The following is a 22,373-nucleotide window of genomic DNA, read 5'->3' on the forward strand; positions in this document are numbered from 1 at the left end:
AAGGCCCGGTTCATGCGAACCGGGCCTTCGTGCTTCCCGCCCCGGGCATTTCACGCGACAATTGCGCTATTACGCAGGCTCCCGTGCGGGCCTTGGCGACAGCCGTGAGGAGTTCCTATGAGCAGCAACGATCGCGTCATCATTTTCGATACCACCCTGCGTGACGGTGAGCAGAGCCCGGGCGCGTCCATGACCAAGGACGAGAAGCTGCGCATCGCCAAGGCGCTGGAGCGCCTGCGTGTGGATGTGATCGAGGCCGGCTTCGCCATTGCCAGCCCCGGTGACTTCGAGGCGGTCAAACTGATCGCCGACAGCATCAAGGACAGCACCGTGTGCAGCCTGTCGCGCGCAGTGGATGCCGATATCGAGCGTGCCGCCGAAGCGCTGCGCGGGGCCAACTCCGGGCGCATCCACACCTTTATCGCCACCAGCCCGATCCACATGCAGTACAAGCTGCGCATGCAGCCGGATCAGGTGGTCGAGCAGGCGGTCAAGGCCGTGAAGAAGGCGCGCAGCCTGTGTGGCGACGTGGAGTTCTCCTGCGAGGATGCCGGCCGTTCGGAGATCGATTTCCTCTGCCGCATCATCGAGGCGGCCATCGACGCCGGCGCGCGCACCATCAATATCCCGGACACCGTCGGCTACGCCATCCCGCACCAGTACGCCGACACCATCCGCCAGTTGCTCGAACGTATCCCCAATGCCGACAAGGCGGTGTTTTCCGTGCACTGCCACAACGATCTCGGTCTGGCCGTGGCCAACTCGCTGGCCGCCGTGGTCGCCGGGGCGCGCCAGGTGGAGTGCACCATCAACGGCTTGGGCGAGCGCGCTGGCAACGCCGCGCTGGAAGAAATCGTCATGGCGATCAAGACCCGCGGCGACCTGCTCAATGTGCACACCCGTATCGAGACCGAGCATATTCTTTCCGCGTCGCGCCTGGTCTCCGGCATCACCGGTTTTCCGGTGCAGCCGAACAAGGCCATTGTCGGCGCCAACGCCTTTGCCCACGAGTCGGGTATCCATCAGGACGGCGTGCTCAAGCACCGCGAAACCTACGAGATCATGTCGGCGCAGTCGGTGGGCTGGAACACCAACAAGATGGTGATGGGCAAGCACTCCGGGCGGGCGGCGTTCCGCTCGCGCCTGGAGGAGCTGGGTATTGCCCTGGCCGGTGAGGCCGAGCTGAATGCCGCTTTCGCCCGTTTCAAGGAACTGGCCGACAAGAAGCACGAGATTTTCGACGAAGACCTGCAGGCGCTGGTCTCCGACACCCAGGGTGAAGAAGTGCCCGAGCACTTCAAGCTGGTGACCCTGGAAGTGGCTAGCAAGACTGGCGAAGTGCCGGAAGCCAAGCTGGTCCTCAGCGTCGCGGGGCAAGAGGTCAAGGCCGATGCCAACGGCTCCGGCCCGGTGGATGCCACCTTCAAGGCCATCGAGTCGGTGGCGCACTCCGAGGCCAGCCTGCAGCTGTATTCGGTCAATGCCATCACCCAGGGCACCGACTCCCAGGGCGAGGTGACCGTGCGGCTGGAGAAGGGTGGCCGTATCGTCAACGGCAACGGCGCCGACACCGATATCCTAGTGGCGTCGGCCAAGGCCTATATCAATGCCCTCAACCTGATGCAGGCCGGCACACCGAAAGCGCACCCGCAGGTGGCTGACGTTTGATGGGCGAGTTGCGTCGCCGTGCCTACCTGACTGCCATGCAGGTGGTCAGCTGGCTGCCGCGCACCGAGCTGCCGTTTGCCGCGCCCTCGCGGGCAGAACTGCTGCAGCCGCTGCCGGTTGAGGAGGTGGCTGTTGTGGCGCCTGTGCCGGCAACCGCACCGACTGCGCGGGTAACTGAGCCGGCCGCGCCGGCGCCCAGCCTGCCTCGGGTGCAGATCAAGCCGGTGCGCGCAGAGCCGCCAGTGTCGCCGGTCAGCGATGCTCAGGAACCTGCAGAGCCTGCTCTGGCCAAACTACCGGTGCCGCGTTTTGCTCTGCAGCTGTACCGCGCCGGTAATTGCCTGCTGCTGGTCGAGTTGCCGACCGGCGAACCTTTCCAGAGCCGCGATCCGGCCTACCTGCTGCTCAAGGATCTGCTGCGCGCCGCTGGCCTGCCTGATGCGCCGCAGCTGCTCGGTGAACCTGTGCGCTGGCCGTTGCTGGCGCGTGGCAATCTCGATCAGGGACCACAGGCCGCCCGCGAGTTCGTTCAGGGCTATGTCATGGCCCGTGTGGAGGAGCAGGAGCAAGCACCGGCCAGCATCTGGCTCATCGGTTTGCCGGCGCTGCGCTTTGCCGGCGAAGCCGAGGCCGACAGCTATGAAAATGAGCTGTCCATCGACGGCATCGGTTCGGCCTGGGCCCTGCCGGGGCTGGAGCTGCTGATGGATGAACCCGAGCGCAAGGCCCCGCTGTGGCGTGCCATGTGTCGGGTACGCAGCCGTTGGGAGACGTCATGAGTCAGGTTACTTTCCGCCCCATGGTCGAGGCGGACCTCGATGCCGTGGTGGCCATCGAGCAGGCGGCCTTCAGTCATCCGTGGACGCGCAAGTTGTTTCAGGAAGGGCTCTCCAGCTACCAGTGCTGGGTGATGTGCGCCGATGGTGTGCAGATCGGCCATGGCGTGATCCAGATGATCCTCGACGAAGCGCATCTGCTCAATATCACTGTCCGTCCACAGAGTCAGGGACAGGGCTTTGGTCTGCAATTGCTTGAACACCTGATGGCCGAGGCCGGCCGTCAGGGTGGTCGCGAGTGTTTCCTCGAAGTGCGTGCCAGCAACCAGTCGGCCTACCGCCTGTACGAGCGCTTCGGCTTCAACGAGATCGGCCGGCGCCGCGATTACTACCCGGCGGCCAATGGCCGGGAAGATGCCCTGGTGATGGCCTGTACGCTGTTGGACTGAGCTGCCTGTCGGGCTGTCCGATTTAGTCGGTGAATTTGACCATTCCGGCCTTTGTTGTGTTTGTGGTACTTCCGTACGATGTGCCTCATAACAACAAACAGGAGTGGGCATGGAAACGCTTGATGTCGTGGTGGTCGGCGCCGGCATTTCCGGGCTGACGGCAGCCTGGCGCCTGCAGCAGGCCGGGTGCAGTGTGCGGGTGCTGGAAGCCAATGCACGGGTGGGCGGGCGCACGCTCAATCATCAGTTCGCTGCTGGTGATGTGGTGGAGGTCGGCGGCCAGTGGGTCGGCCCGACCCAGGACCGCGTGCTGGCGCTGCTTCGCGAGTTGGCACTGCCGACCTTTCCGCTGTGGAACCGCGGCGACAACCTCACCCTGTTCGGCGGCAAGCTCAAACCCTATCGCGGCACCATTCCGCGCTTTGCTCCCCATGTGCTGCTGGACGTGCTGCAGGCGCAATTGCGCTTTGAACGGCTCTCCCGGCAGATTCCCCTGGAAGACCCGGCGCAGCATCCGCGAGCCGGTGACTGGGACCGCATGACGTTCGCCGAATGGATTCGCCGCACGCTGAAAACCGCCCATGGGCGCAAGGTCTTCGAGCTGATGGCCGGGGCCGTGTTTGCTGCCAGTCCCCATGAGTTTTCCCTGCTCCATGCGCTGTTCTACGTGAAGAGCGGGACCGACTTCGACACCATTCTCGCGGTCGAGGGCGGTGCCCAGCAGGACCGCATCGTCGGTGGCTCACAGCTGATCAGCCTGTGTCTGGCCGAGCGTCTGGGCGATGCCCTGCGCTGCGGGCAGGCGGTTCGCCGTGTGGTGCAGGACGATCAAGGCGTGCAGCTGTTCACCGATACCGACAGCTTCCGTGCGCGCCGGGTGATCTTCGCCATCCCACCGACGATGCTGCTGCGCCTGCAGATCGAGCCCCTGCTGCCAGGCTGGCGCGACCAGCTCTTGCAGCGCCAGCCGCAGGGCTGCGTGATCAAGTGCATGGCGCTCTACGAGCGGCCGTTCTGGCGCGAGCAGGGGCTTTCCGGACAGGCTACCAGCGAGCACGGCCCGGTGCGCCTGACCTTCGACAACAGCCTGCCGGATTCGCCCCACGGCATCCTGATGGGCTTTATCGAAGGCGAGGAAGCCCGCCATTGGGCGGCCTGCACCGAGGCCGAGCGCCGCGCCGTGGTGCTGGACTGCTTTGCCCGCTACTTCGGCGAGCAGGCGCTGGCGCCGCGCGAGTATGTCGACAAGTGCTGGGCCGATGAGCCCTATGCCCGCGGTTGTTACGCCGCACTCTTTGCGCCGGGAGTGTGGACTGGCGGTGCGGCGCGTTTGCGCGAGCCGGTCGGGCGTCTGCATTTTGCCGGCACAGAGACCGCCACACGCTGGATGGGCTACTTCGATGGGGCCATCGAGGCGGCCGAGCGGGCAGTGGCTGAGGTGCTGAGAGCCTGAGGGGCTGAGAAGCTGAGGGAGTACCGCGAATGTGCGACACCCTGGTGCTGCGTCAGGATGGCGTGAGCTGGCTGGCCAAGAACAGTGACCGCGAGCCGGCCGAGCCGCAGTTGTGGCGCTATTACCCGGCGGTTTCCGGTGATACGGCGCGGACGGTACGGACGACCTATCTGGATATCCCGCAGCGTGCGGCGCGCCATGCCGTGCTGCTCAGTCAGCCCTGCTGGATGTGGGGCGGCGAGATGGGCGTCAATCAGCATGGGGTGGCCATCGGCAACGAAGCGGTCTTCACCAAGCTCACCCGCCGGCACGGCGAGGCGCTGCTGGGCATGGACCTGCTGCGCCTGGGACTTGAACGTGGCGCCAGCGCCCGAGAGGCGCTGGCGGTGATCACTGAACACCTGGAGCGCTTTGGTCAGGCAGGCGCAGCGGGCTACCGCAACAAACAGTTTCGCTACGACTCCAGTTTTCTCATCGCCGATCCGCAGGAGTGCTGGGTACTGGAGACCGCCGGACAGCTGTGGGCGGCCAAACGTGTGGAGCGCTGGGCGATTTCCAATGCGCTGACCCTGGGCCACGAGTTCGATCTGTGCAGCGCCGATCTGCCGCAGCAGGCCAGGGCTGCCGGTTGCTGGGATGGCCGGGGCGATTTTCACTTCGCCCGCGCCTTCGATACCCGCTTGCTGCCGTGGATCGGTGGTGCCCACCAGCGCCGGGCGTGCAATCAGGCCTGGCTCGGGCGGGCCGACAGTGTGGGCTGGCGCGATCTGTTTGCGGCGTTGCGTGAGCATGGTGCTGCTGGCGATCACTGGTCACGGCACAACAACCGCCAGGTGTGCATGCACGCCGGCAGCCTCTGGCGGCCGTCGCAGACCACCGGCAGCCTCGTGGCGCGCCTGGAGGCGTCGCCGCAGCTGGCAGTGACGGCAACTTCGGCGCCCTGTCTTGGCCTCTTTCAGCCGCTGGATTTCACCTCGGTTGCGGACAGCGCCCTGATCTCGCCGGAAGACGCGCCCGTCGAGTGCAGCCTGTGGTGGCGCTTCGAAACGGTGTACCGGCGGGCGCTGGCCGATCCTGAGTTTCGCCAGGCATTGCGCCGCTCGCGCGATGAGGTGGAGGCAGCGTTGTGGTCCGGCGCATTTGCCGCGCTGGATCAGCAGTATGCGCAGGCCTGGCATTCCCGCTGGCATGGCGAGGCTCAGAGCGGGTCGTTATCGCTGCCGCGCTGGTGGCGGCGCAACGCCCGGTTGTGACCTGTCGCCCAGGCTGGGCGGTCCAACAGGGCGAGCTGCTGCGGCCCTGCCCGGTCGCAGATCAGGCTCGGCATGCCTTGTGTGCCCCTGTAAACTGCCGGTCCGGTCTGGTGGTATGGGGCTGGAGCAAGGCCAGGGCAATCTGACGGAGTAAGCATGAGCGATCTGCAGCAACTGTTCGACAACAACGCCCGCTGGGCGGAAGCGATCAAGGAAGAAGAGCCGGATTTCTTCGAGAAGCTGGCCAAGCAGCAGTTGCCGGAATACCTGTGGATTGGCTGCTCCGATGCACGGGTGCCGGCCAACGAGATTGTCGGCCTGCTGCCCGGCGATCTGTTCGTGCACCGCAACGTGGCCAACGTGGTGCTGCACACCGACCTCAATTGCCTCTCGGTGATCCAGTACGCGGTGGATGTGCTCAAGGTCAAACACATCCTGGTGACCGGCCACTATGGCTGTGGTGGCGTGCGGGCGGCCATGCAGGATACCCAGTTCGGCCTGATCGATGGCTGGCTGCGCACTATTCGCGACCTCTACTACGAGCAGCGTGAGCACATCGCCCAGTTCGAGACCGAGGAAGAACGTGTTGATCGCCTGTGCGAGCTCAACGTGATCCATCAGGTGGCCAACGTCAGCCATACCACCATCGTGCAGAACGCCTGGCACCGCGGCCAGGATCTGTCCGTGCATGGCTGTATCTACGGCATCAAGGACGGTCGCTGGAAGAACCTCAATGTCACCGTCAGCAGCCTTGAACAGTTGCCGCCGCAGTATCGCCTGCGCCCCCTCGGGCAATCCTGATGCCGTCCCGTGCCACGCTGGCCTGGCTCGGGCTGGCGCTGGCCAGCCTGATCTGGGCAGGTAATGCGCTGGTGGCGCGGGCCTTCTCCGGCACCATTCCGCCACTGAGCCTGGCCTTCTGGCGCTGGGCCGTCGCTCTGGTGATCATTCTGCCGCTGGTCGCGCGGCCGCTGTGGCAGGCACGTCATATCCTGCTCCGCGCCGGTTGGCGCCTGTGGGTCGCCGCTTTGCTCGCCATCAGCCTGTACAACTGTTTTCTCTATACGGCGGCGCTTACCACGCCGGCGATCAATATCACGCTGGTCAGCACCTGCCTGCCGCTGGCGACCTTTATCGGCGCAGGTGTGCTGCTCGGCGAGTGGCCTTCCCGGCGCGCCTGGCTGGGCCTGATCGTCGCCATGCTGGGGCTGCTCTATCTGATCGCCAAGGGACAGCTCGGGCTGTTGCTGGGCCTGGATTTTGCCCAAGGCGACCTGCTGATGCTGCTGGCCACGCTCGACTGGGCGCTGTATTCACTGCTGTTGCGTCGCTGGCAGGGCTATTTCCAGCTGCCGCCATTGGTCCTGCTGGGGGCGCTGGTGCTGCTGGGCACCCTGATGCTGACGCCGCTGTATGCCTGGGATCTGTACCGGGGGGCGACCTTCGAGCTCAACCTGCCCAATGCCCTGGCCATTCTCTACACCGCAGCCCTGGCCTCGGTGCTGGCCTATCACCTGTGGAATCTGGGGGTGGTTGAGCTGGGGGCGGCTCGCACGGCCATGAGCAATTACCTGATGCCGGTATTTACCGCGCTATTGGGCTGGTGGCTGCTGGATGAATCGCTGCAGCTGTATCACTGGATTGGCGGAGGTCTGATTCTGGCTGGCCTGCTGCTGGCAGGGCGGGTGCAGGAGCAAACGACATGAGTTACTCGTTATGCGTCATGGCGGGTGATGGTATCGGCCGCGAAGTGGTGCCGCCCGCCGTCGCCGTGCTGGAAAAGCTGCTGCCCGGGTTGCGCGTGGTCGAGGCCGAGGCCGGCTGGGAGTGCTTCCAGAAACGCGGCGTTTCGGTGCCGGAAGCCACTCTCGACCGCATGCGCGAGTGCGGTGCCGGTCTTTTTGGCGCTGTCTCGTCGCCCAGTCGCAAGGTGGAGGGGTATCGCAGCGCCATCCTCTCTCTGCGCCAGCAGTTGGGGCTCAACGTCAACCTGCGCCCGGTGCGCAGCTGGCCGCAGGTTTCACCCAAACCTGGCATTGATCTGCTGATCCTGCGCGAGAACAGCGAGGGGTTGTACAGCGGTCGCGAGCACTGGGAATCCGATGGTGTGGCAATCGCCGAGCGGGTCATCAGTCGCGCCGCCAGCTCGCGTCTGGCCGAGTGTGCGGTCGTAGTGGCGCAACAACGCCAGGCGCGACGAATCACTCTGGTCCACAAGGCCAACGTGCTGCCGCTGACCTGCGGGCTGTTTCGTGACAGCTGCCGGGAGGTGCTGCAGGCAGCTGGCCTTGGCGAGCGGGTGGATGAGCGTCTGGTCGACGTGGCAGCCCTGCAGCTGGTGCAGCAGCCCGAGGCGTTCGACCTGATCGTTACCAGCAACCTGTTCGGCGACATCCTCTCCGACCTGGCCTGCCACTGGGGCGGGGGCCTGGGGCTTGCGCCTTCGCTCAACTGGGGCGGTGGTCTGGCATTGGCCGAGCCCGTACACGGCAGTGCACCGGACATCGCCGGAAGCGGCCGCGCCAATCCGCTGGCAGCCATGCTCAGTGCGGCACTCCTGGTGCGTCACCACTGGAAATTGCCTGAGCTGGCTGTGCGCCTGGAGAGTGCTGTCGAGCGTTTTCTGCAGGAGGAGGGCGGTATCGACTATGGCTGCGAGACGACCCGGCAGATCGCCCAGGGTGTGTTGCAGCGTCTGTAAATGCGAGGCAAAGAAAAAGGGGTTCAGCTTGCGCTGAACCCCTTTTCAATATGGTAGCAACGAGTGGACTTGAACCACCGACCCCAGCATTATGAATCCGATTTGTTGCCCCCCGCAGGCCCCCAGAGCCCCATGAAAAGGGGGCTTAGCTGTTCTGTCGCCCTCACCAAAGCGTACTGTTTCAGAAAAAAAAGTCTGTGTAGTCACAGCTGATCTTTACCTGCTCAGTGCCCTATCTGTTTAGCTTCACTCTATGGACGCCTATAATTCTGTTCAGAATTTAGCCTATGCTGTCCTTGCTCGAATGCTTTACCTAGAGCTTGTCTCTGGTTAGTCTGTCGGATGTTCATGGTTATTGGGTCTGTCTGTGGTAGGGCTTCGCTTGGCACGGTTAGCTACTGTCAGCGGGTGGCCCGTGTTGACTGGATAATCACCCCGTCGCGAAGGATATAGCGGCTCGTGGATTGGGTTAATGGAAATGAAGCACTAAGCTGAGAATCAACGTGAAACCTACTCTCGATGTCTCTGAAGCGGTACTAGTTCTTGTAGGGAAATTCAGTCCTACGCTTATTACGCCTGGCTGGCTTGCCAATTATGGTTTGATATCTCTAGAGCAAGCTAAAGAAGCAGAGGTCTCTATATCGCACCCTGAGGTTTCACAGTTCTCATTTGGGGCTCTAACTCTTTTTGTTGATAGCAACAGATTGCAGGTTAAAACGAATCAGTCTCCATTTGTTGAGATTGGCGACTTTGCTGCTAAGTTGCTTGCTGAGTTGCTTCACTCCACTCCTGTTTGGGCTGTTGGTATTAATCTTTCTCAGCATTATCGTGTTGATCTTGAAGCCAGAGACCGCTTTGGTGAAAGGCTATCTCCCCGTGAGCTTTGGGGAGATTGGGGGAAGAATACCTTTAACCATGATGCTGATAAAAGCTCTGGTCTAGTTTCTGTTACTATGAGGCAAGGGCGCGATTTGCATGATCGCGAATCTGGTCATATAGAAGTTAGGATTGAGTCATCTTCTGTTGTGAAGGGTAGTGCTCTAAATATACATGTTAATGACCATTATAGTATTGGTGAGTCGGATAAGATATTTGACTCTTTTCGGGCCTCTGAAATTATCAGGGTTGGATTTGATGCCAGTATTCGTAGGTCAGAGCAAATTGCGTCTGGCATAGTTGAGCAAATTCAATAGTTTTGGAGTTGCGAAATGTATCCTGCAGCTAGTGCGGTTGAATCCTATACTGAGTTTGACTCATCCGAATTTGATCGTGCCAGTCAGAGTGCGCGTGTTGGCTCTCATAGAAATTTTTGGCAAAAAGCTGCTTTAGAGGGAGGGGCTGACTCTTCTGGGGTGGTGAGTTCCCGAGCTACTGCTAACTTTTTAAACAGTGGTGATGCATCTCGCGCTTCAGAAACTGTCGATTTTTCTGCGCGTAACTCGAGAGCAGCTACTGCTTTTGTTGCTGAGCAAGAGTGGGAGGGGGAGGTTGTTGAGCTTTGTGACGATGCTTTTGTCGCCCGACTACATGATCTTACTTGCGAGCAACCGCGTGATATTTTTGAAGAGGCCGAGTTCTCCGTTAGGGATATTTCTGACTACGAGATTCCTTTGTTGAAAGAGGGTGCAATATTTAGATGGTCTCTTGGGTATTACCGAACCTCTACAGGCGGTAGATCTCGAGGGGCTCGTCTTGTTTTTCGGCGCCTTCCTGCATGGACTCGACGTGAAATAGCTGAGAGTCAGCAAGAAGCAAGGACGCTTATGGAGTCCATTGAGTGGGATGATGATTGACCCTGATTCGATTGAAATCGCAACAATAGGCCCTGGTTTTGGTGAGTGTACGCTCATCCATGTGGGCTCGAATAAGTGGATCGTCGTTGACTCCTGCTTAGGTAGTAATGCCGGTGAACCTGCCGCTATTGAGTATCTCGCAGATCGTGGTGCCGGCCCTTTAGACGTTATTCTGATAGTTGCAACTCATTGGCATGACGATCATATTCGAGGGCTATCAAGTTTATTGAAGCTTTGCTCGAATGCTGTTTTCTGCGTAAGCTCTGCTCTGACTAATCCAGAATTCTGTCAGTTTGTAGCTTCTCATCAAAAGAAACTTGCTGGTGATAAGGTTTCAAGCGGTACTAGTGAGATTAGTTCTGTTTTTGATGAGATTGCAATTAGGTCTAAAGCAGGTAATCGCCCTAAGAAAGCTCTTTCTGATAGGGTGTTGGTTGAAATTCCCGCTGAGCAAATGGCACATAAAAGTGATGTTGTTGTTCGAAGCTTGTCTCCCTCTGATCATGCTTTAGAGCGTTTTCTTTTGTCCTTGGCTAAGTATATGCCGCAGGTGGGCCAGACCAAATATCGAGCGCCAAGAATAACTGAAAATGATACATCTGTTGTGTTATGGGTTTCCATCGGAGATGTATCAATTCTTCTTGGTTCTGATTTGGAAGAGTCAAGAGGTGCGTGGACTCATATTGTTAATGAGCATATGGCGCATAGGCATAAAGCTGCTGTATTTAAAGTTCCACATCATGGCTCTAAGAATGCTCATCATGACCAGGTTTGGTCTAATATGTTGATTGAGTCTCCGCTTTGCTTGCTTACGCCTTATAATCGAGGGCGAAAACTTCCTCAGAGCACAGATGTATATAGGATATTAGGTCGCTCTAATAATTCATTCGCTTCTCAAAAAATCTCCCTAACGCCTAAGCGCTTGGCTAGAGAGCGTGACGTTGAGAAGTTGATTAAGAATCTTGCTCCGGAGATTCGTGTTGTTAAGAATAGCCCTGGTATTATTAGTGCTATTCTTTCTTATCCGTGGCATGGCGAATGGAAAGTTTCCCTTTTAAAGGGTGCTTGCCATTTGTCAGAAATACATACCTAGTTTAAATCAATTCGTCTTTTGGGCTTATTTGTCCACACTCAGGCGCAGTATTTCCGCTGACTAGCCATAACGCATAATGTGGGAACAATTTCACAACAGCGTCTATCTCGGCATCTGACAGTCTCGCCTTACCGTTTCTGATGTTTCCCCATCGATAGCGGTCTATCCCTGTTTGTTTCTCAAACCATACGCTGGTTCTTTTGCTATCGAAAAGGCTTATAAGCCGGTCTCTGATCATTCCAAAAAGTTCTACTTAGTAGCTTGTACTTAGTAGCCTATGGCTTACTATTGCCTTGGCTAGTAAATATTACTTAGGTGATGGTTTGATGATTATAGGTCAAAGAACATGGAACAGTCTGGTGTAGTGGGGCTTAACGTCGCAGGCAATGCGGAGCGTGTCACTGACTTTCGCTCTGCACCGTTCTGCTCTCAGCAGGTGCTGGTGGACATGATCGGCTCTGAGCTGATCACCCCTGACGTCGTGCGTGGCTGGGTCGAGACGAACACGCTCCCCACCATCAAGATCGGCCGCCGTCGTGTCATTAATCTGCACCGTATCCGCTGCGACCTCGACCGTGGCAAAACCATCTTCTGCCAGGGCGACTACTCCGATGAATAAGGACGTCGCCTATGAAGTCATTTCACAGCTACCTGCGGCTATCACATGCCCCGGACTGCAGCTGCTCTGTATGCGCGTCCCATCACCTGCCGGCGAGCGTACCCAGCCCGTCTGCACCCTGCACCCAATGCCGCCCCGCGCAGCTCTATCAGGTGTCTGGCCACTGGTACTCCCAGCCGGCCTCGTACTGCGACCGGCATTCACCTCGCCAGCGCCCCGCGAACTACTGGCACACGGTCTTCGACTCGGGCAAGCCGACTCCCTATCTGCCATTTCGGGAGCCCGAGCATGACCACTGAAACCTACCTCGTGCTGGGTATCTGTCTGCCCGGTCTCTACATCCTGGCCAATAACCTGCTGCGCTACTTCTGGCACAACTGGCTGGCCTGCTGGTTCACCAAGCCGGCCGCGCCTTTTGTTGTTCAACTCAAAGAACCAAACCGCTCTGGCTCGTCTGGCCCGAGTGGGGCCCCGGTTACGGGGTCGAGGGCTGACAGATATCCACGGGCTATGCCGGTGGGTATCTGTCTCACCCAGCACGGCGCTGAGCCCTTCGCCGCATTCCCCGGTCCGTTCCGACGACGACGGCGCTGACCGTTCTGCCCAGGCTGCCGCCTTGGCCCACTGCGTAACGCACACGTTTTAACCCCCCGGCATGCCGGACACGCCAGCGGATTTCGAACTTCACAGTTCACCCGCTCGGGTTCGCTCGGCCTGCTGAAAGGCAAAACCGCGCACTAACGCGCAACTCAAGTGAGGTAATACCGATGGCACGTTCAACCATGGAAGTCGCATTTCTCGGCACGCAAAAAACCGAAGTCGATGGCACCAAGTACGTGAAGGTTTTCTACGGCGATGAGCCGGACGGCAAGACCGAACACGGCCTGTCCATTGTGGGGATTCCGGCCGCTGACGAAGTGGCCGATGAAATCTTCGCTGCCGGCGCCAACTTCGAACCCCTGCAGCTGGTGCGGATCACCTTCGACGTCGCCCGTGGCGGCCAGAACAAGGGCAAGAATCTCGCCCTGCACATCGAAGCGGTGAACACCCGCGCCACTACCCAGCAACCGGTAGCGCCAGCCAGCAAGCCTGCTGAACCGGCCAAACCCGAACAGCCCAAAGCCTGATTAACGGGCGGCTCCGATGGTCTGGGTCTTCTGCAATCACTGCCAGCACAGCGCCCCTGAGCGCTACTGGCTGCTGATTAAAGCCTGCCCGTTCTGCCGGAGCCCCCAATGAATTTCCTCGCCTGCGATGGCGCGTGGCAGGCCACGGCAGAAGGGACTCCTGTCTGCCTGGGCACGCTCACCAGCCTGACCACTGAGGAAATGCAGAGCCTCACCAGCTCTGCCATGAGCTGGGACGACGTGGCCGAACTCCAGGGCGAAGCAATCACCTTATTCGCCATCGTGTTCGGGTTCCTCGTCCTGAAAAAACTTTTGAAATGAGGAAACTCACCATGAAAAACCAACTGCACAACCTGAAACGCTCCCTCGGCGCCGCTGCTGCCATTGGCGTGCTGTCCATCCAACAGGCCTATGCCGCTGTCCCGGCTGATGCCACCACCGCCCTCGATACCGCCAAGACCGACGTTGGCACCATCGGCTGGGCTGTGTTCGCCGTGATCATCGCGGCGGTGGCCTTCAAGTACATGCGTCGCGCCCTGTAAGCGCTTTGCCTGTGCATCAAGTCCCGCTCCGGCGGGACTTTCCTTTCGGACTCCCGCCATGAACTACGAACTCTTCGTCCTGCTCATCACGACAGTGGCGCTGTACCTCGTGTTCTTCGGCCGTATCTGAGGCCGGCCACCATGACCCGCCACCTCATCGCCCTGATTCTGCTGATCGCCAGCACGGCGGCCGTGGCCGATGTGGGCTATCAGGTTCGCCACCGGCCCGATGATTACTACGTCACCGGCCAGGCTGCCTGCGACTCCACCATTGCCGAAGCTGCCGCGCTCTCACCGAACCTGAACATCACCCGCGCCATCTGGAGTGCCGGCAGCGGTACTTGTGTGTTCGATGTGGTGCGTATCTCCGATAGCCGGGTCTTCAATGCACAGGGTTTGCGCTGCCTGGAAAGTGGCCAGCCGTGCATTGTCGATACCCATAGCTGCACGGCCAACGCGCCCAGCACTATTACTTGGCCCATTGGCCCCACCGATGCCAACAACCCCGGCGATATCCTGGGTGATGCGAATTTGCCGACCTCTCCGACCTGTGCCGATGGCTGCCGGGTCGATCTGGGCAACACAGCGCCCGGTGATTGCTACACCTTCGAAGACGGTTCTTCACCGTTCACCTTCTGCGACTTTCCCGGAAAGCTCACCGGGGAAACCTGCGCCACCTCGGACGAACCCACGCCTCCTGATACCACCAACTGCCCGACCGGCACCGTTGCCCAAGGCTCCGGCTGTGTCACTGAAACCCCACCCGATCCCTGCGAAGCCAACCCCCAGGCAGAAGGCTGCCCAGGTGGTGGTGATACGGGCGGCGGTGACACAGGTGGAGGCGATACCGGTGGCGGTGACACTGGCGGGGGAGATACCGGAGGCGGCGACACGGGAGGCGGAGATACAGGCGGTGGTGACACTGGCGGCGGGGATACCGGGGGTGGCGACACTGGCGGTGGTGATACCGGTGGCGGTGACTCGGGTGGCGATACCGGCGCAGCCTCTGGCACCGATTGCGGTACGTCCCTGAGCTGCAGCGGCGATGCCGTCGGCTGCGCCATTGCCCGCATTCAAAAAGACTTCAGCTGCCGCACCCAGGAAGGCAGCGACTTCCCCGCGCAGAAAGATGCCCTCAAGCAACTGATCGGTGATCCCCAGTTCGCGCCTGAGCCCGATACCGAAATCAACGTGGGCGAACTGTTCAACCGGGGCACCCGCTTTCTCCCGGCTGCCTGCCCACCGCCGAAAAGCCTGTCCCTGATTACCAACGGCGGCCGCGCCTTTGAAATCAGCTACGACCCGCTGTGCCAGCTAGCCACCGACCTTGGCTATCTCATCGTCGTTGCGGCCTCGATCTTCTACGCCATCTACGTCGGCCGCGCCGCGGGAGGTGAGTAATGCAATACCTCTACATCGCTCAACTGGTCTTCATGATCATCGGCCCGCTGATCCGCTTGGTCTTCCGCGTCATCGGCCTCGGCTTCGTTACCTACTTCGGCTTCAACGCGCTGATCACCGTCGCTCAGGACTACATGATCAGCAACATGGGCCAGGCCGGCACCGCCATTCAGCAAATCTTGGGACTCGCCAAGATCGATATCGCCATCAACATCATGCTGGCGGCAGTCACTACGCGCTTCATCATCGCCGGCATCAACAAGGCCACCGACAAGAAACGCAGTCAGGTCTGGAACCCACCCGGCCGCGATTACATCGACGCGTAAGGGAGGCCGGCCATGCTCTATATCCGCACCGGTAAGCCCGGACACGGCAAGACCCTCAACACCATCCGCGAAGTGGATCAGAAGGCCGCAAGCGAAGGCCGGGTGGTCTACTTCCACAACATCAACGGCCTGAAACCGGAACAGCTCAAGGCTTCATGGTTCAAGTTCGATGAACCCGAGAAATGGTTTGAGCTGCCGCAAGACGCCATCATCGTGGTCGATGAGGCCCAAGGCTGGTTTGGTGCGCGAGATCCACGGGCAAGACCACCGGAGCACATCACCCGCTTCGAAACCATGCGCCACCAGGGCCATGAGGTGCACCTCGTCACGCAAGACCCGCGTTACCTCGATGTGCACCTCAGAAGACTGTGCAACGGCCATATTCACTATTGGCGCGTCTTCAAATCCCAGCAGCTGCTGCGCTTTGAGTCCGAAGTGGTGGTGGAAAAAGTCGAGGTCAAAAGCAGTTTCAAGGATGCTGACAAAAAGACCCTGCGCCTCGATAAGAAGTACTTCGGCGTCTACACCAGCACGAACGCCAAGCACCACTTTCAGACCAAAGTGCCGACCAAGTTTCTCTTGGCCCTTGGCGTCATCTTGGCTGCGTCCTTCATGGTCTATCGCGCCTATGAACGCTACGAGCAGGGCAAGCTGGAAACCCAGGCCGCCAGCAGTGCGCCCCAAGCCGAAGCCGGGGTGGTGGATCAGGTCAAAAGCACCGTCGGCAGCCTGATCAATCCTGCTGCCAATCAAGCCAGCAAAGCCCCACTCAGCTCTGAACAGTATCTGGCACTCCGGCAACCGCGAGTCCCTGACATACCCAGCTCAGCACCTCTGTATGACCAGCTGACCGAGCCCAAGACTTACCCACGCCTGTCCTGCGTGATGAGCAGCGATGGCAACTACATCGAGCGGAACAGACGGCGCTACCGGGTCATCGAGGCCGGAGAACGCTCGTTCATCTGCGAGTGTTTTACCCAGCAGGGCACCTGGCACAAAACCACCTTTGGCTTTTGCAAAAACATGGTCGAGCACGGCGCCTTCGATCCGGCCATTGCCGACCGTGAGGCCGACCCGAATGCCCGCATGAATCCCCGCCTGCAGCAACAGAACAGCCCACCTGAGAGCAACGGCCAGCCACCCACCGGCAGCCGCGTCACGGTCGTCGATTACCAGAAGGAACGCTTCTTGTGGTGACCCTGCGCCTACGTTCGGCCGGCTTTGCACGCGCGGCGAGCATCGAGCCGTGCGGCAAAGCCGGCGCGCAGGTGACGTCCCTGTAACACGTCAGATAACCCGCTTTTAGAAACCTCGTTAAACCTCATTAATGGGTGAAACATGGCAAACACAAAGAACTTCCATCGAATTGATCCGCTGACTGGTGCAGCGAGTCTGAACAGTCGTCTGTTCGTCGATCCGGGGCAGATTGGCTTTGTCGATCTGTCATCGGTTCGTCTGCTCCAGTGCAGCGTGGACACCGTGCGCCAGCTTTACCGGGGCATGATCAAACCGGAAATCATGGCGTTATTCGAAACGCCAGGCGTCATCGTCGATTTCGCCGGCCAGCGCTGGCATTCGGGACGGGTAGGGCGCGATTCGGGCTACCAGTACAAACTGCAAAACGCCGATCTGGGCTTCATCCTCCTGATCAAAAACTTCAACGCCAAAATCGACAGCATTGGCCCCCACCTGAAAATCGAGGTGTCGCCTCATGCAATCGACAACCTGTCACCAGAGCGCCTGCAGGCGCGCCTGGACTATTACGCCAGCGAAGTCCTGACCCATCTGGAGCTGAACCAGTGTGCCGTCCATATCGCGCTGGATCTGCAGGGCTGGGCGCCGCCCGCCGATCTGGTGGCGCGCATGCATTGCCGTGCGCGAACCCATCGCGACATTTCCGGCATCAACGAAATCAACTGGGCCACTAAGGCCAGCATCTACGGTCGTGGCGAAACGTCCATGTTCGGCTCTGCCTCGGGCATTCAGCTGGCCATTTACAACAAGACCGAACAAGCCCGCGCCACGGACAAGCTCGACTACTGGCAAAGCGTCTGGAAGCGTCGCGACTCGTTCGACGATCAAGACCCGGACAACTACAGCGCCGATCAGGACGTCTGGCGTATCGAGCTGCGCTATCACCACTCAGTCATTCAGCAATTCGCCAGCGGCTCCTGCTGCACCCAGACCGGCGCCGCGATTGAAACCCGCTCGTTTGCTGACTTCTCCGCGCACCTCGACGGCCTGTGGCGCTATGGCCTGGAACAGTTCCGCCTGCAGGCGAGGCCGGGTTACTTCGACCCGCTGTGGACGCTGATTCACGATGATGTTCGCGTCGATGTGGCGGCTGATTCCCTGCTCGATGAGACTGAGTACAAGCGCTACTACAAGACCAGCAAAGGCTTCTCCGGCAAGAATGTGGAACTGTTCCTGGGAAACTTCGTAAGCCTGCTGGCAAGGGAGCGGGTAGGCGCACAAACCGCATTTGATCGGCTGCGCCAGTGGGAGTGCTGGCCAGTGATTCGCGACCATTACGCCGCCAAGGATATGAACGAAAGGGCGCTCTACAAGCACATCAAGGCACTGCTCGAAGAACGTAATGTCCGGTGGGGTAGGGCAGTATGACTGCGCGCAAAGACGGCAAGACGTGGACGGCTGACTTCTACGAAAACGGCCGAAGCGGTCGGCGCATCCGCAAGAAAGGCTTTCTCACCAAGGCTGCAGCCCAGCGCTATGAGTCAGACTTTTTCGCCTCTCTCGATCAGACTGGCCGCCCGCTGGATGATCGCCTGTCTGATCTGGTGAACGTCTGGCATTCCCTGCATGGCTGTTCACTCAAGGACTCCAAGCACCGGCTGGCTCGCACCCTAGCCGTAGTTGAACGCCTGGGCAATCCACGCGCCAGCGAGTTTGATGCCTTGGCCTGGGCTCGCTATCGGCAAACCCGCCTCAAAGACGTTACGCCGCACACGGTCAACCATGAGCAGCGCTATCTGTCGGCGGTCTTTTCTGAGCTGATACGCCTCGGCGCCTGGTCGGGTAAGAACCCCTTGGCCCAGGTTCGCCAGATCAAGACCGATCAGACCGAGCTGTCATTCCTGACTCTGGCGCAGATCGAGCAGCTGCTTGAACAGTGCCGCAAGTCGACGAACAACCATACCTACCCGGTGGCACTGATCTGCCTTGCCACGGGAGCGCGCTGGAATGAAGCGGAGTCGCTGCCACGGGCATCGCTGTTCGGCGGCAAGGTGCATTTCCATCGCACCAAAAACGGGAAGTCGAGATCGGTGCCGATCCCGCCAGAGGTAGAAAAGGCCGCGCTGGAGGTGGCCATGCCGGGGAATGGGCGGCTGTTCGTGTCCTGCAAGGCGGCATTCCGCAAAGCCTATGAGCGCTGCGGCTTCAATACCCCAGGCCAACTGACCCATATCCTGCGGCACTCGTTTGCCAGTCACTACATGATGGGCGGCGGCGACATTCTCACCCTGCAGCGCATCCTCGGGCATTCCTCCATCACCATGACCATGCGCTATTCGCACCTGTCACCGGAGCATCTGGAGTCGGCACTAAGGCTTTCCCCTTTGGCCCAGACCGGCGCTTTCAGTGCAGGGGGCAACGAGTGATTGACTCCCGTACCGAATGGCATATTATGATTTTAACGCTTAACGTTAAGGATTAAAGCGTGATCCTGAGTTTCAGATGTGAAGAAACCCAGGCTCTGTTTGAGTCGGGTAGTTCCAGACGCTGGGCTAACGTTCTGAACGTGGCAACGCGCAAGCTGGCGATGCTCAATGCAGCGGTAGAGCTGCGAGACCTACGCTCTCCGCCGGGTAATCGCCTGGAGCAGCTTCATGGCGATAGGGCAGGGCAACACAGCATCAGGATCAATGATCAGTGGCGTGTCTGCTTCGTTTGGACAGAGGCGGGCCCCACTAACGTTGAAATCGTCGATTACCACTGAGGAGGTGGCACCATGGCAACAAACGGCATGCGCCCCGTTCACCCCGGTGAAGTGCTGCGTGAAGAGTTCTTAGAGCCGCTGGGCATTACCCCGACTGCGCTTGCTCGCGCCCTGCATGTGTCGGCTCCGACCATTAACGACCTCGTTCGCGAGCGTCGTGGTATCACTGCAGATACGGCTATTCGGCTGGGGCGTTACTTCGATACCTCGGCCCAGTTCTGGATGAACCTGCAGACTGAGTATGCCCTCGCGACTACCTATGCCGAGGCTGGTGAAGAGATCGAGCACGAAATTGAGCCACTGCGAGCAGTCGGCTAAGTCTAAATTTTGGTGTGTGAAAGGACTTCACCCGATGGTAAATCCAATTGAATGGATCAACTCGCTAATCAAGCTTCGCCGTGATGTGCAGGAAATTCGTCGAGATCAAGCTGACTCTTTCCGTAAGGAGGCACAGCGAATTATCGATGCTTTCAATGCTCACGATATTCCGCCCAATGAAGTCATGCGCATCCTTCCAGAAGGAATGCTCGATGATCCCTCCGAGTTCGAGAACGCTCAGTCTCTAAAGAGGCATCTGGCTAAGGTATCCCCATGGGCTCAGGCGACCCTGTGCTTAGAGCCGGCTTGGTTAAAGGGGCGTAGTAATGTCCCGCATAAGCGAGTTTGCTCGTATAAGGACTTGCTTACCCTTGCCGAGTTCTTGCAGCAGAAGGAGCACGAGTCAGCTGACATGAATAGATTTTCCATTCATGTCTTTAAGCAGGATGCTCTGCCGTTTGATCGTAGCGAAGGCCCTATGGTCATCGTTCTAGAAGAGACCTGTGAAGAGGTCGACGATGTTCCGTATCAGCGGTTCTACTACCTTTCAGAGGGCTTAGAGTTTGGCCCTTTTCACTGCATGCTGAATTTGATGCACGTGGTAGCGTTTGCTCATCACTACGGGATCAAAGTCTGGGGGCGCACTATGAAGCCTGCGTGCCTCATTCGGCTTGATCAGGGTGTCGGCTTCATCCCTGATCTATGGCGAGGGGAGCTGTTTAAGCCTTGGCATCCTGAGGATATTCTTTGGCGAGGCCTCACGGGTGATCCTGCCTGGAAGGAGCGAATGCAGGCTGACTTGGATACTGGTTTGCGCCGAGAGGGTTTTACTTGGTTGGCAGATAAGATCGAGGCTGATCGTGCCCGCTTTTCCGCTGGTAGGCAGGGTGTAGTCTCTTCGTAGTTGCTACCCCAGAAATCACAAAGGCCTTCGCCACTGAGCTGAGTCTTCAGCTTTTTGATCTTCATTTCGCCGCTTGTCGGCCCAATTCAATTGTCACGGGACCGTAACGCTCTGGCCGTACCTTTCACGCCGTCTGAACCGGAGTATGTGAAAGTGAGCAGTCAGAAGTTGTTGCGTAAGACCCTTGATCAGGTGGCCTCAAATAATGAAATGGCGGCCATAGCAGTCATGAATGCTGCAGAGCGAACTGGGGATGAACTCTTGCGCCAGAAGCTGCATCGCGTCATCCAGCAGATGAATCTGGATGCCCAGGCGCTTCGTTCTGTTCGTGATTCTTCGTTTGAGGGGCTGAAGCGGGCATAAGGTCGTGCCGTTGATCTGGCCCAATGTCTGTTTTTACAAGGTCGTGTAGGCTGTCACAAGGCTGTAATGAGGTTGGCGTAAGACAGATTTGTCACGGCGTCTCCGAGACACTGACTACACCAACTACTCTCCTAGGCCGATCGCGCCCCCTGCGTCGGCTTTTTTTTTGCTTCGAAATGCCCTTGTGGCATATCGCTGTAGCTGCTTTGGGATCTTGATTGAGTGGAGGAATAAGCCGTGAAAGTGGAAGTTCTGAGGCATGAAGATCAAGGCAAGCAGTCCTGGCTTGTCTGCACCTGCAGTATTTGCGTTCCTTTCGGGACTGAGCAAGAAGCCATTCAATATGCGGAAACGCTGAGTGCTCGATTAAATGCACCTCACGAATGGCCAGTGTTCGGCTGTGATTCAGAGCCTAAGCTGGTGCATGAGGCTGTCGAACGCCCAGAGTTGGAACAAGCTTGATAGCTGCGGTAGTAACGCATGGCGGCCTCGAAAGAGGCCGTTTTCATTTCGGGTGGGGCTGTAGGCAGGGTGTAGTCACTTCGTAGTCACTACCCCAGAAAGCACAAAGGCCTACCCGAAGGTAAGCCTTTGTTTTGTATGGTAGCAACGAGTGGACTTGAACCACCGACCCCAGCATTATGAATGCCGTGCTCTAACCAACTGAGCTACGTTGCCATCGATGGCGCGCATTTTCCCCGCATCGGTTTTTCGTGTCAACCCCGTCTGCGAAAAATCTGCGCGCTTTCAAACGCTTAGACGTTAGCTGGTAAATTATCTGCTTAGGCCCAGCTATCAAAGGTGTCTTGGTGAATTTCGTAATTTTCATACCCGGTTTCGTACCCGGTTATGGCGATGTGTGTTCTATTCGTGCTTTCAATGCCTGGGCAGGCTAGCTTGGCGGCGGGGCGGTTTCATGACGAAACGGTTGGCCGCAGGCAATCAGATTCTTGGTAGAAGGGATGCCCACTGCGCGGTCGCCAGTTTTATTGCTTTCGAGATGGCTTTGGTTTTTGCTTTTGCCGTGCTATCTAGTAGTGCTTGATCGACAACGATGCCAGGGTGTTCGGCTTCCAGAGCGAGTTCCCAGATGGAAAGGCGTGTGGCTAGCTTCTGAATTTGTCTCATAGCCTCATGATGCTTCGCTCTCAATAGGTCGATGCGTTGCTTCGCTTCATTGCGTTCAATCTCACGCGCATTTTCAATTTTCTGTTCCCGCTTGCGGTACTCCTCGATCAGTTTTTCAGCCTGGCCTAGGGCTGCTACAACGATGCTGCTCTCACTGATTTTCAGTTTTTCAGCGCTGCAGCTGAGTTGCTCCTTGGTCTTCGCGGGCAAGGTAAATGTGCAGACTTTTCTGTCTTTGTCTGAGTAGCGCTGTCTGCGCCGTCGGAGGCTGTTTCTGAGTTTCTTTACGAACTCACGACCGTCTTCGGTTTGCATCAGGTAATTGATTATTTCTGTTAGTACATCATGGTTTGGCTGTCTGTTTTTTTGAGCATAACCAATTCTTATTCCTATTCCTTCGTCTGCATTGCGGGCCATGTAGTCGTAAGCCCATTGCCACTCGGAGCCTTCCTTCCTGAGCCAGCGTAGCTTGCTTGAGGCACTCACTATCGCATCACTCCA

Annotated in this window: 28 protein-coding genes and 1 tRNA gene; 27 read left to right on the forward strand and 2 right to left on the reverse strand. The window is 58.7% G+C overall.

Going from position 1 to position 22,373, the window contains the following annotated elements; genetic code table 11:
- The first annotated feature begins 117 nt into the window (after positions 1-117).
- The 27 genes from HNP49_RS16925 to HNP49_RS17055 all read left to right on the forward strand — a co-directional run bounded on the left by HNP49_RS16925 (position 118) and on the right by HNP49_RS17055 (position 21,206).
- Positions 118-1,668 (forward strand): 2-isopropylmalate synthase, encoded by a 1,551-nt coding sequence (locus HNP49_RS16925; RefSeq protein ID WP_184685227.1) that lies wholly within the window; start codon positions 118-120, stop codon positions 1,666-1,668.
- Positions 1,665-2,447, forward strand: coding sequence for an energy transducer TonB (locus HNP49_RS16930; RefSeq protein ID WP_184685229.1), 783 nt, complete (start codon positions 1,665-1,667; stop codon positions 2,445-2,447). Before HNP49_RS16925 ends, HNP49_RS16930 begins: the two co-directional genes overlap by 4 nt.
- A complete protein-coding gene (rimI, locus tag HNP49_RS16935) occupies positions 2,444-2,893 on the forward strand; it encodes a ribosomal protein S18-alanine N-acetyltransferase (protein ID WP_184685231.1) in 450 nt (149 codons plus the stop codon). The genes HNP49_RS16930 and rimI overlap by 4 nt, the downstream gene beginning before the upstream one ends.
- Positions 2,894-3,002: 109 nt before the next feature.
- Positions 3,003-4,346, forward strand: coding sequence for a flavin monoamine oxidase family protein (locus tag HNP49_RS16940; protein WP_184685232.1), 1,344 nt, complete (start codon positions 3,003-3,005; stop codon positions 4,344-4,346).
- 29 nt (positions 4,347-4,375) lie between these two features.
- Entirely contained in the window at positions 4,376-5,599 is a 1,224-nt protein-coding gene (locus HNP49_RS16945) for a C69 family dipeptidase (protein ID WP_184685233.1), read from the forward strand.
- Between the two features lie 156 nt (positions 5,600-5,755).
- Positions 5,756-6,400, forward strand: coding sequence for a carbonate dehydratase (gene can / locus HNP49_RS16950; protein ID WP_184685235.1), 645 nt, complete (start codon positions 5,756-5,758; stop codon positions 6,398-6,400).
- Positions 6,400-7,305 (forward strand): DMT family transporter, encoded by a 906-nt coding sequence (locus HNP49_RS16955; protein ID WP_184685236.1) that lies wholly within the window; start codon positions 6,400-6,402, stop codon positions 7,303-7,305. Before can ends, HNP49_RS16955 begins: the two co-directional genes overlap by 1 nt.
- Positions 7,302-8,300, forward strand: coding sequence for an isocitrate/isopropylmalate dehydrogenase family protein (locus HNP49_RS16960; RefSeq protein ID WP_184685238.1), 999 nt, complete (start codon positions 7,302-7,304; stop codon positions 8,298-8,300). The genes HNP49_RS16955 and HNP49_RS16960 overlap by 4 nt, the downstream gene beginning before the upstream one ends.
- Positions 8,301-8,803: 503 nt before the next feature.
- A complete protein-coding gene (locus HNP49_RS16965) occupies positions 8,804-9,493 on the forward strand; it encodes a hypothetical protein (protein WP_184685239.1) in 690 nt (229 codons plus the stop codon).
- A 15-nt stretch (positions 9,494-9,508) separates the two neighbouring features.
- Positions 9,509-10,093: a hypothetical protein gene (locus tag HNP49_RS16970; protein WP_184685240.1), complete on the forward strand. Its 585-nt coding sequence runs from the start codon at positions 9,509-9,511 to the stop codon at positions 10,091-10,093.
- A complete protein-coding gene (locus tag HNP49_RS16975) occupies positions 10,083-11,186 on the forward strand; it encodes an MBL fold metallo-hydrolase (protein WP_184685244.1) in 1,104 nt (367 codons plus the stop codon). The genes HNP49_RS16970 and HNP49_RS16975 overlap by 11 nt, the downstream gene beginning before the upstream one ends.
- Positions 11,187-11,532: 346 nt before the next feature.
- The gene (locus tag HNP49_RS16980; protein WP_184685245.1) at positions 11,533-11,805 is read left to right on the forward strand and encodes a DNA-binding protein; all 273 of its coding nucleotides are present in this window, start codon (positions 11,533-11,535) and stop codon (positions 11,803-11,805) included.
- 11 nt (positions 11,806-11,816) lie between these two features.
- Positions 11,817-12,104, forward strand: a complete 288-nt coding sequence (gene pflM, locus HNP49_RS16985) for a lysogeny maintenance protein PflM (RefSeq protein WP_184685247.1) — start codon at positions 11,817-11,819, stop codon at positions 12,102-12,104.
- Positions 12,094-12,399, forward strand: a complete 306-nt coding sequence (locus HNP49_RS16990; protein ID WP_184685248.1) for a hypothetical protein — start codon at positions 12,094-12,096, stop codon at positions 12,397-12,399. The genes pflM and HNP49_RS16990 overlap by 11 nt, the downstream gene beginning before the upstream one ends.
- A 173-nt stretch (positions 12,400-12,572) precedes the next feature.
- Positions 12,573-12,932 (forward strand): hypothetical protein, encoded by a 360-nt coding sequence (locus HNP49_RS16995; protein ID WP_184685250.1) that lies wholly within the window; start codon positions 12,573-12,575, stop codon positions 12,930-12,932.
- Positions 12,933-13,040: 108 nt separating this feature from the next.
- Positions 13,041-13,253, forward strand: coding sequence for a hypothetical protein (locus HNP49_RS17000; RefSeq protein ID WP_184685251.1), 213 nt, complete (start codon positions 13,041-13,043; stop codon positions 13,251-13,253).
- 11 nt (positions 13,254-13,264) lie between these two features.
- Positions 13,265-13,474: a major capsid protein gene (locus tag HNP49_RS17005; RefSeq protein WP_260407236.1), complete on the forward strand. Its 210-nt coding sequence runs from the start codon at positions 13,265-13,267 to the stop codon at positions 13,472-13,474.
- Positions 13,475-13,615: 141 nt separating this feature from the next.
- On the forward strand, positions 13,616-14,875 hold the full coding sequence (locus HNP49_RS17010) for a virulence factor TspB C-terminal domain-related protein (RefSeq protein ID WP_184685255.1): 1,260 nt from the start codon (positions 13,616-13,618) through the stop codon (positions 14,873-14,875).
- Positions 14,875-15,201, forward strand: coding sequence for a DUF2523 domain-containing protein (locus tag HNP49_RS17015; RefSeq protein ID WP_184683256.1), 327 nt, complete (start codon positions 14,875-14,877; stop codon positions 15,199-15,201). The genes HNP49_RS17010 and HNP49_RS17015 overlap by 1 nt, the downstream gene beginning before the upstream one ends.
- Positions 15,202-15,213: 12 nt before the next feature.
- Positions 15,214-16,398 (forward strand): zonular occludens toxin domain-containing protein, encoded by a 1,185-nt coding sequence (locus HNP49_RS17020; RefSeq protein ID WP_184685257.1) that lies wholly within the window; start codon positions 15,214-15,216, stop codon positions 16,396-16,398.
- 141 nt (positions 16,399-16,539) lie between these two features.
- Positions 16,540-17,823: a hypothetical protein gene (locus tag HNP49_RS17025; protein WP_184685259.1), complete on the forward strand. Its 1,284-nt coding sequence runs from the start codon at positions 16,540-16,542 to the stop codon at positions 17,821-17,823.
- Positions 17,820-18,821, forward strand: a complete 1,002-nt coding sequence (locus HNP49_RS17030; protein WP_184685261.1) for a tyrosine-type recombinase/integrase — start codon at positions 17,820-17,822, stop codon at positions 18,819-18,821. Before HNP49_RS17025 ends, HNP49_RS17030 begins: the two co-directional genes overlap by 4 nt.
- A gap of 59 nt (positions 18,822-18,880) precedes the next feature.
- Complete coding sequence (locus HNP49_RS17035; RefSeq protein ID WP_184685263.1) at positions 18,881-19,159, forward strand: type II toxin-antitoxin system RelE/ParE family toxin; 279 nt, start codon at positions 18,881-18,883, stop codon at positions 19,157-19,159.
- 12 nt (positions 19,160-19,171) lie between these two features.
- Positions 19,172-19,477, forward strand: a complete 306-nt coding sequence (locus HNP49_RS17040; protein ID WP_184685265.1) for a HigA family addiction module antitoxin — start codon at positions 19,172-19,174, stop codon at positions 19,475-19,477.
- 34 nt (positions 19,478-19,511) lie between these two features.
- Entirely contained in the window at positions 19,512-20,381 is an 870-nt protein-coding gene (locus tag HNP49_RS17045) for a hypothetical protein (RefSeq protein WP_184685267.1), read from the forward strand.
- A gap of 153 nt (positions 20,382-20,534) precedes the next feature.
- Entirely contained in the window at positions 20,535-20,744 is a 210-nt protein-coding gene (locus HNP49_RS17050) for a hypothetical protein (protein WP_184685429.1), read from the forward strand.
- 237 nt (positions 20,745-20,981) lie between these two features.
- A complete protein-coding gene (locus HNP49_RS17055; RefSeq protein WP_184685269.1) occupies positions 20,982-21,206 on the forward strand; it encodes a hypothetical protein in 225 nt (74 codons plus the stop codon).
- Between the two features lie 139 nt (positions 21,207-21,345).
- Here the strand turns inward: HNP49_RS17055 and HNP49_RS17060 are convergent.
- Both HNP49_RS17060 and HNP49_RS17065 read right to left on the reverse strand, forming a co-directional pair.
- Positions 21,346-21,422 (reverse strand) — tRNA-Met (locus HNP49_RS17060).
- A gap of 264 nt (positions 21,423-21,686) precedes the next feature.
- The gene (locus HNP49_RS17065) at positions 21,687-22,358 is read right to left on the reverse strand and encodes a hypothetical protein (protein WP_184685270.1); all 672 of its coding nucleotides are present in this window, start codon (positions 22,356-22,358) and stop codon (positions 21,687-21,689) included.
- Positions 22,359-22,373 lie beyond the last annotated feature (15 nt).

Origin of the sequence: Pseudomonas fluvialis (assembly GCF_014207935.1) — a bacterium.
In the GTDB taxonomy this organism is placed as follows: Bacteria; Pseudomonadota; Gammaproteobacteria; order Pseudomonadales; family Pseudomonadaceae; genus Aquipseudomonas; species Aquipseudomonas fluvialis_A.

Bases quoted from the DNA above. Each gene is read 5' to 3' on its own strand.
- HNP49_RS16925 (WP_184685227.1), top strand. From the start codon at position 118: ATGAGCAGCAACGATCGCGTCATCATTTTCGATACCACCCTGCGTGAC.
- HNP49_RS17040 (WP_184685265.1), top strand. From the start codon at position 19,172: ATGGCAACAAACGGCATGCGCCCCGTTCACCCCGGTGAAGTGCTGCGT.
- HNP49_RS17025 (WP_184685259.1), top strand. From the start codon at position 16,540: ATGGCAAACACAAAGAACTTCCATCGAATTGATCCGCTGACTGGTGCA.
- HNP49_RS16975 (WP_184685244.1), top strand. From the start codon at position 10,083: ATGATGATTGACCCTGATTCGATTGAAATCGCAACAATAGGCCCTGGT.
- HNP49_RS16995 (WP_184685250.1), top strand. From the start codon at position 12,573: ATGGCACGTTCAACCATGGAAGTCGCATTTCTCGGCACGCAAAAAACC.
- rimI (WP_184685231.1), top strand. From the start codon at position 2,444: ATGAGTCAGGTTACTTTCCGCCCCATGGTCGAGGCGGACCTCGATGCC.
- HNP49_RS16960 (WP_184685238.1), top strand. From the start codon at position 7,302: ATGAGTTACTCGTTATGCGTCATGGCGGGTGATGGTATCGGCCGCGAA.
- HNP49_RS17005 (WP_260407236.1), top strand. From the start codon at position 13,265: ATGAAAAACCAACTGCACAACCTGAAACGCTCCCTCGGCGCCGCTGCT.
- HNP49_RS17010 (WP_184685255.1), top strand. From the start codon at position 13,616: ATGACCCGCCACCTCATCGCCCTGATTCTGCTGATCGCCAGCACGGCG.
- HNP49_RS16980 (WP_184685245.1), top strand. From the start codon at position 11,533: ATGGAACAGTCTGGTGTAGTGGGGCTTAACGTCGCAGGCAATGCGGAG.
- HNP49_RS16970 (WP_184685240.1), top strand. From the start codon at position 9,509: ATGTATCCTGCAGCTAGTGCGGTTGAATCCTATACTGAGTTTGACTCA.
- HNP49_RS17045 (WP_184685267.1), top strand. From the start codon at position 19,512: ATGGTAAATCCAATTGAATGGATCAACTCGCTAATCAAGCTTCGCCGT.
- HNP49_RS17000 (WP_184685251.1), top strand. From the start codon at position 13,041: ATGAATTTCCTCGCCTGCGATGGCGCGTGGCAGGCCACGGCAGAAGGG.
- HNP49_RS16940 (WP_184685232.1), top strand. From the start codon at position 3,003: ATGGAAACGCTTGATGTCGTGGTGGTCGGCGCCGGCATTTCCGGGCTG.
- can (WP_184685235.1), top strand. From the start codon at position 5,756: ATGAGCGATCTGCAGCAACTGTTCGACAACAACGCCCGCTGGGCGGAA.
- HNP49_RS17020 (WP_184685257.1), top strand. From the start codon at position 15,214: ATGCTCTATATCCGCACCGGTAAGCCCGGACACGGCAAGACCCTCAAC.
- HNP49_RS16955 (WP_184685236.1), top strand. From the start codon at position 6,400: ATGCCGTCCCGTGCCACGCTGGCCTGGCTCGGGCTGGCGCTGGCCAGC.
- HNP49_RS17015 (WP_184683256.1), top strand. From the start codon at position 14,875: ATGCAATACCTCTACATCGCTCAACTGGTCTTCATGATCATCGGCCCG.
- pflM (WP_184685247.1), top strand. From the start codon at position 11,817: ATGAAGTCATTTCACAGCTACCTGCGGCTATCACATGCCCCGGACTGC.
- HNP49_RS16945 (WP_184685233.1), top strand. From the start codon at position 4,376: ATGTGCGACACCCTGGTGCTGCGTCAGGATGGCGTGAGCTGGCTGGCC.
- HNP49_RS17030 (WP_184685261.1), top strand. From the start codon at position 17,820: ATGACTGCGCGCAAAGACGGCAAGACGTGGACGGCTGACTTCTACGAA.
- HNP49_RS16990 (WP_184685248.1), top strand. From the start codon at position 12,094: ATGACCACTGAAACCTACCTCGTGCTGGGTATCTGTCTGCCCGGTCTC.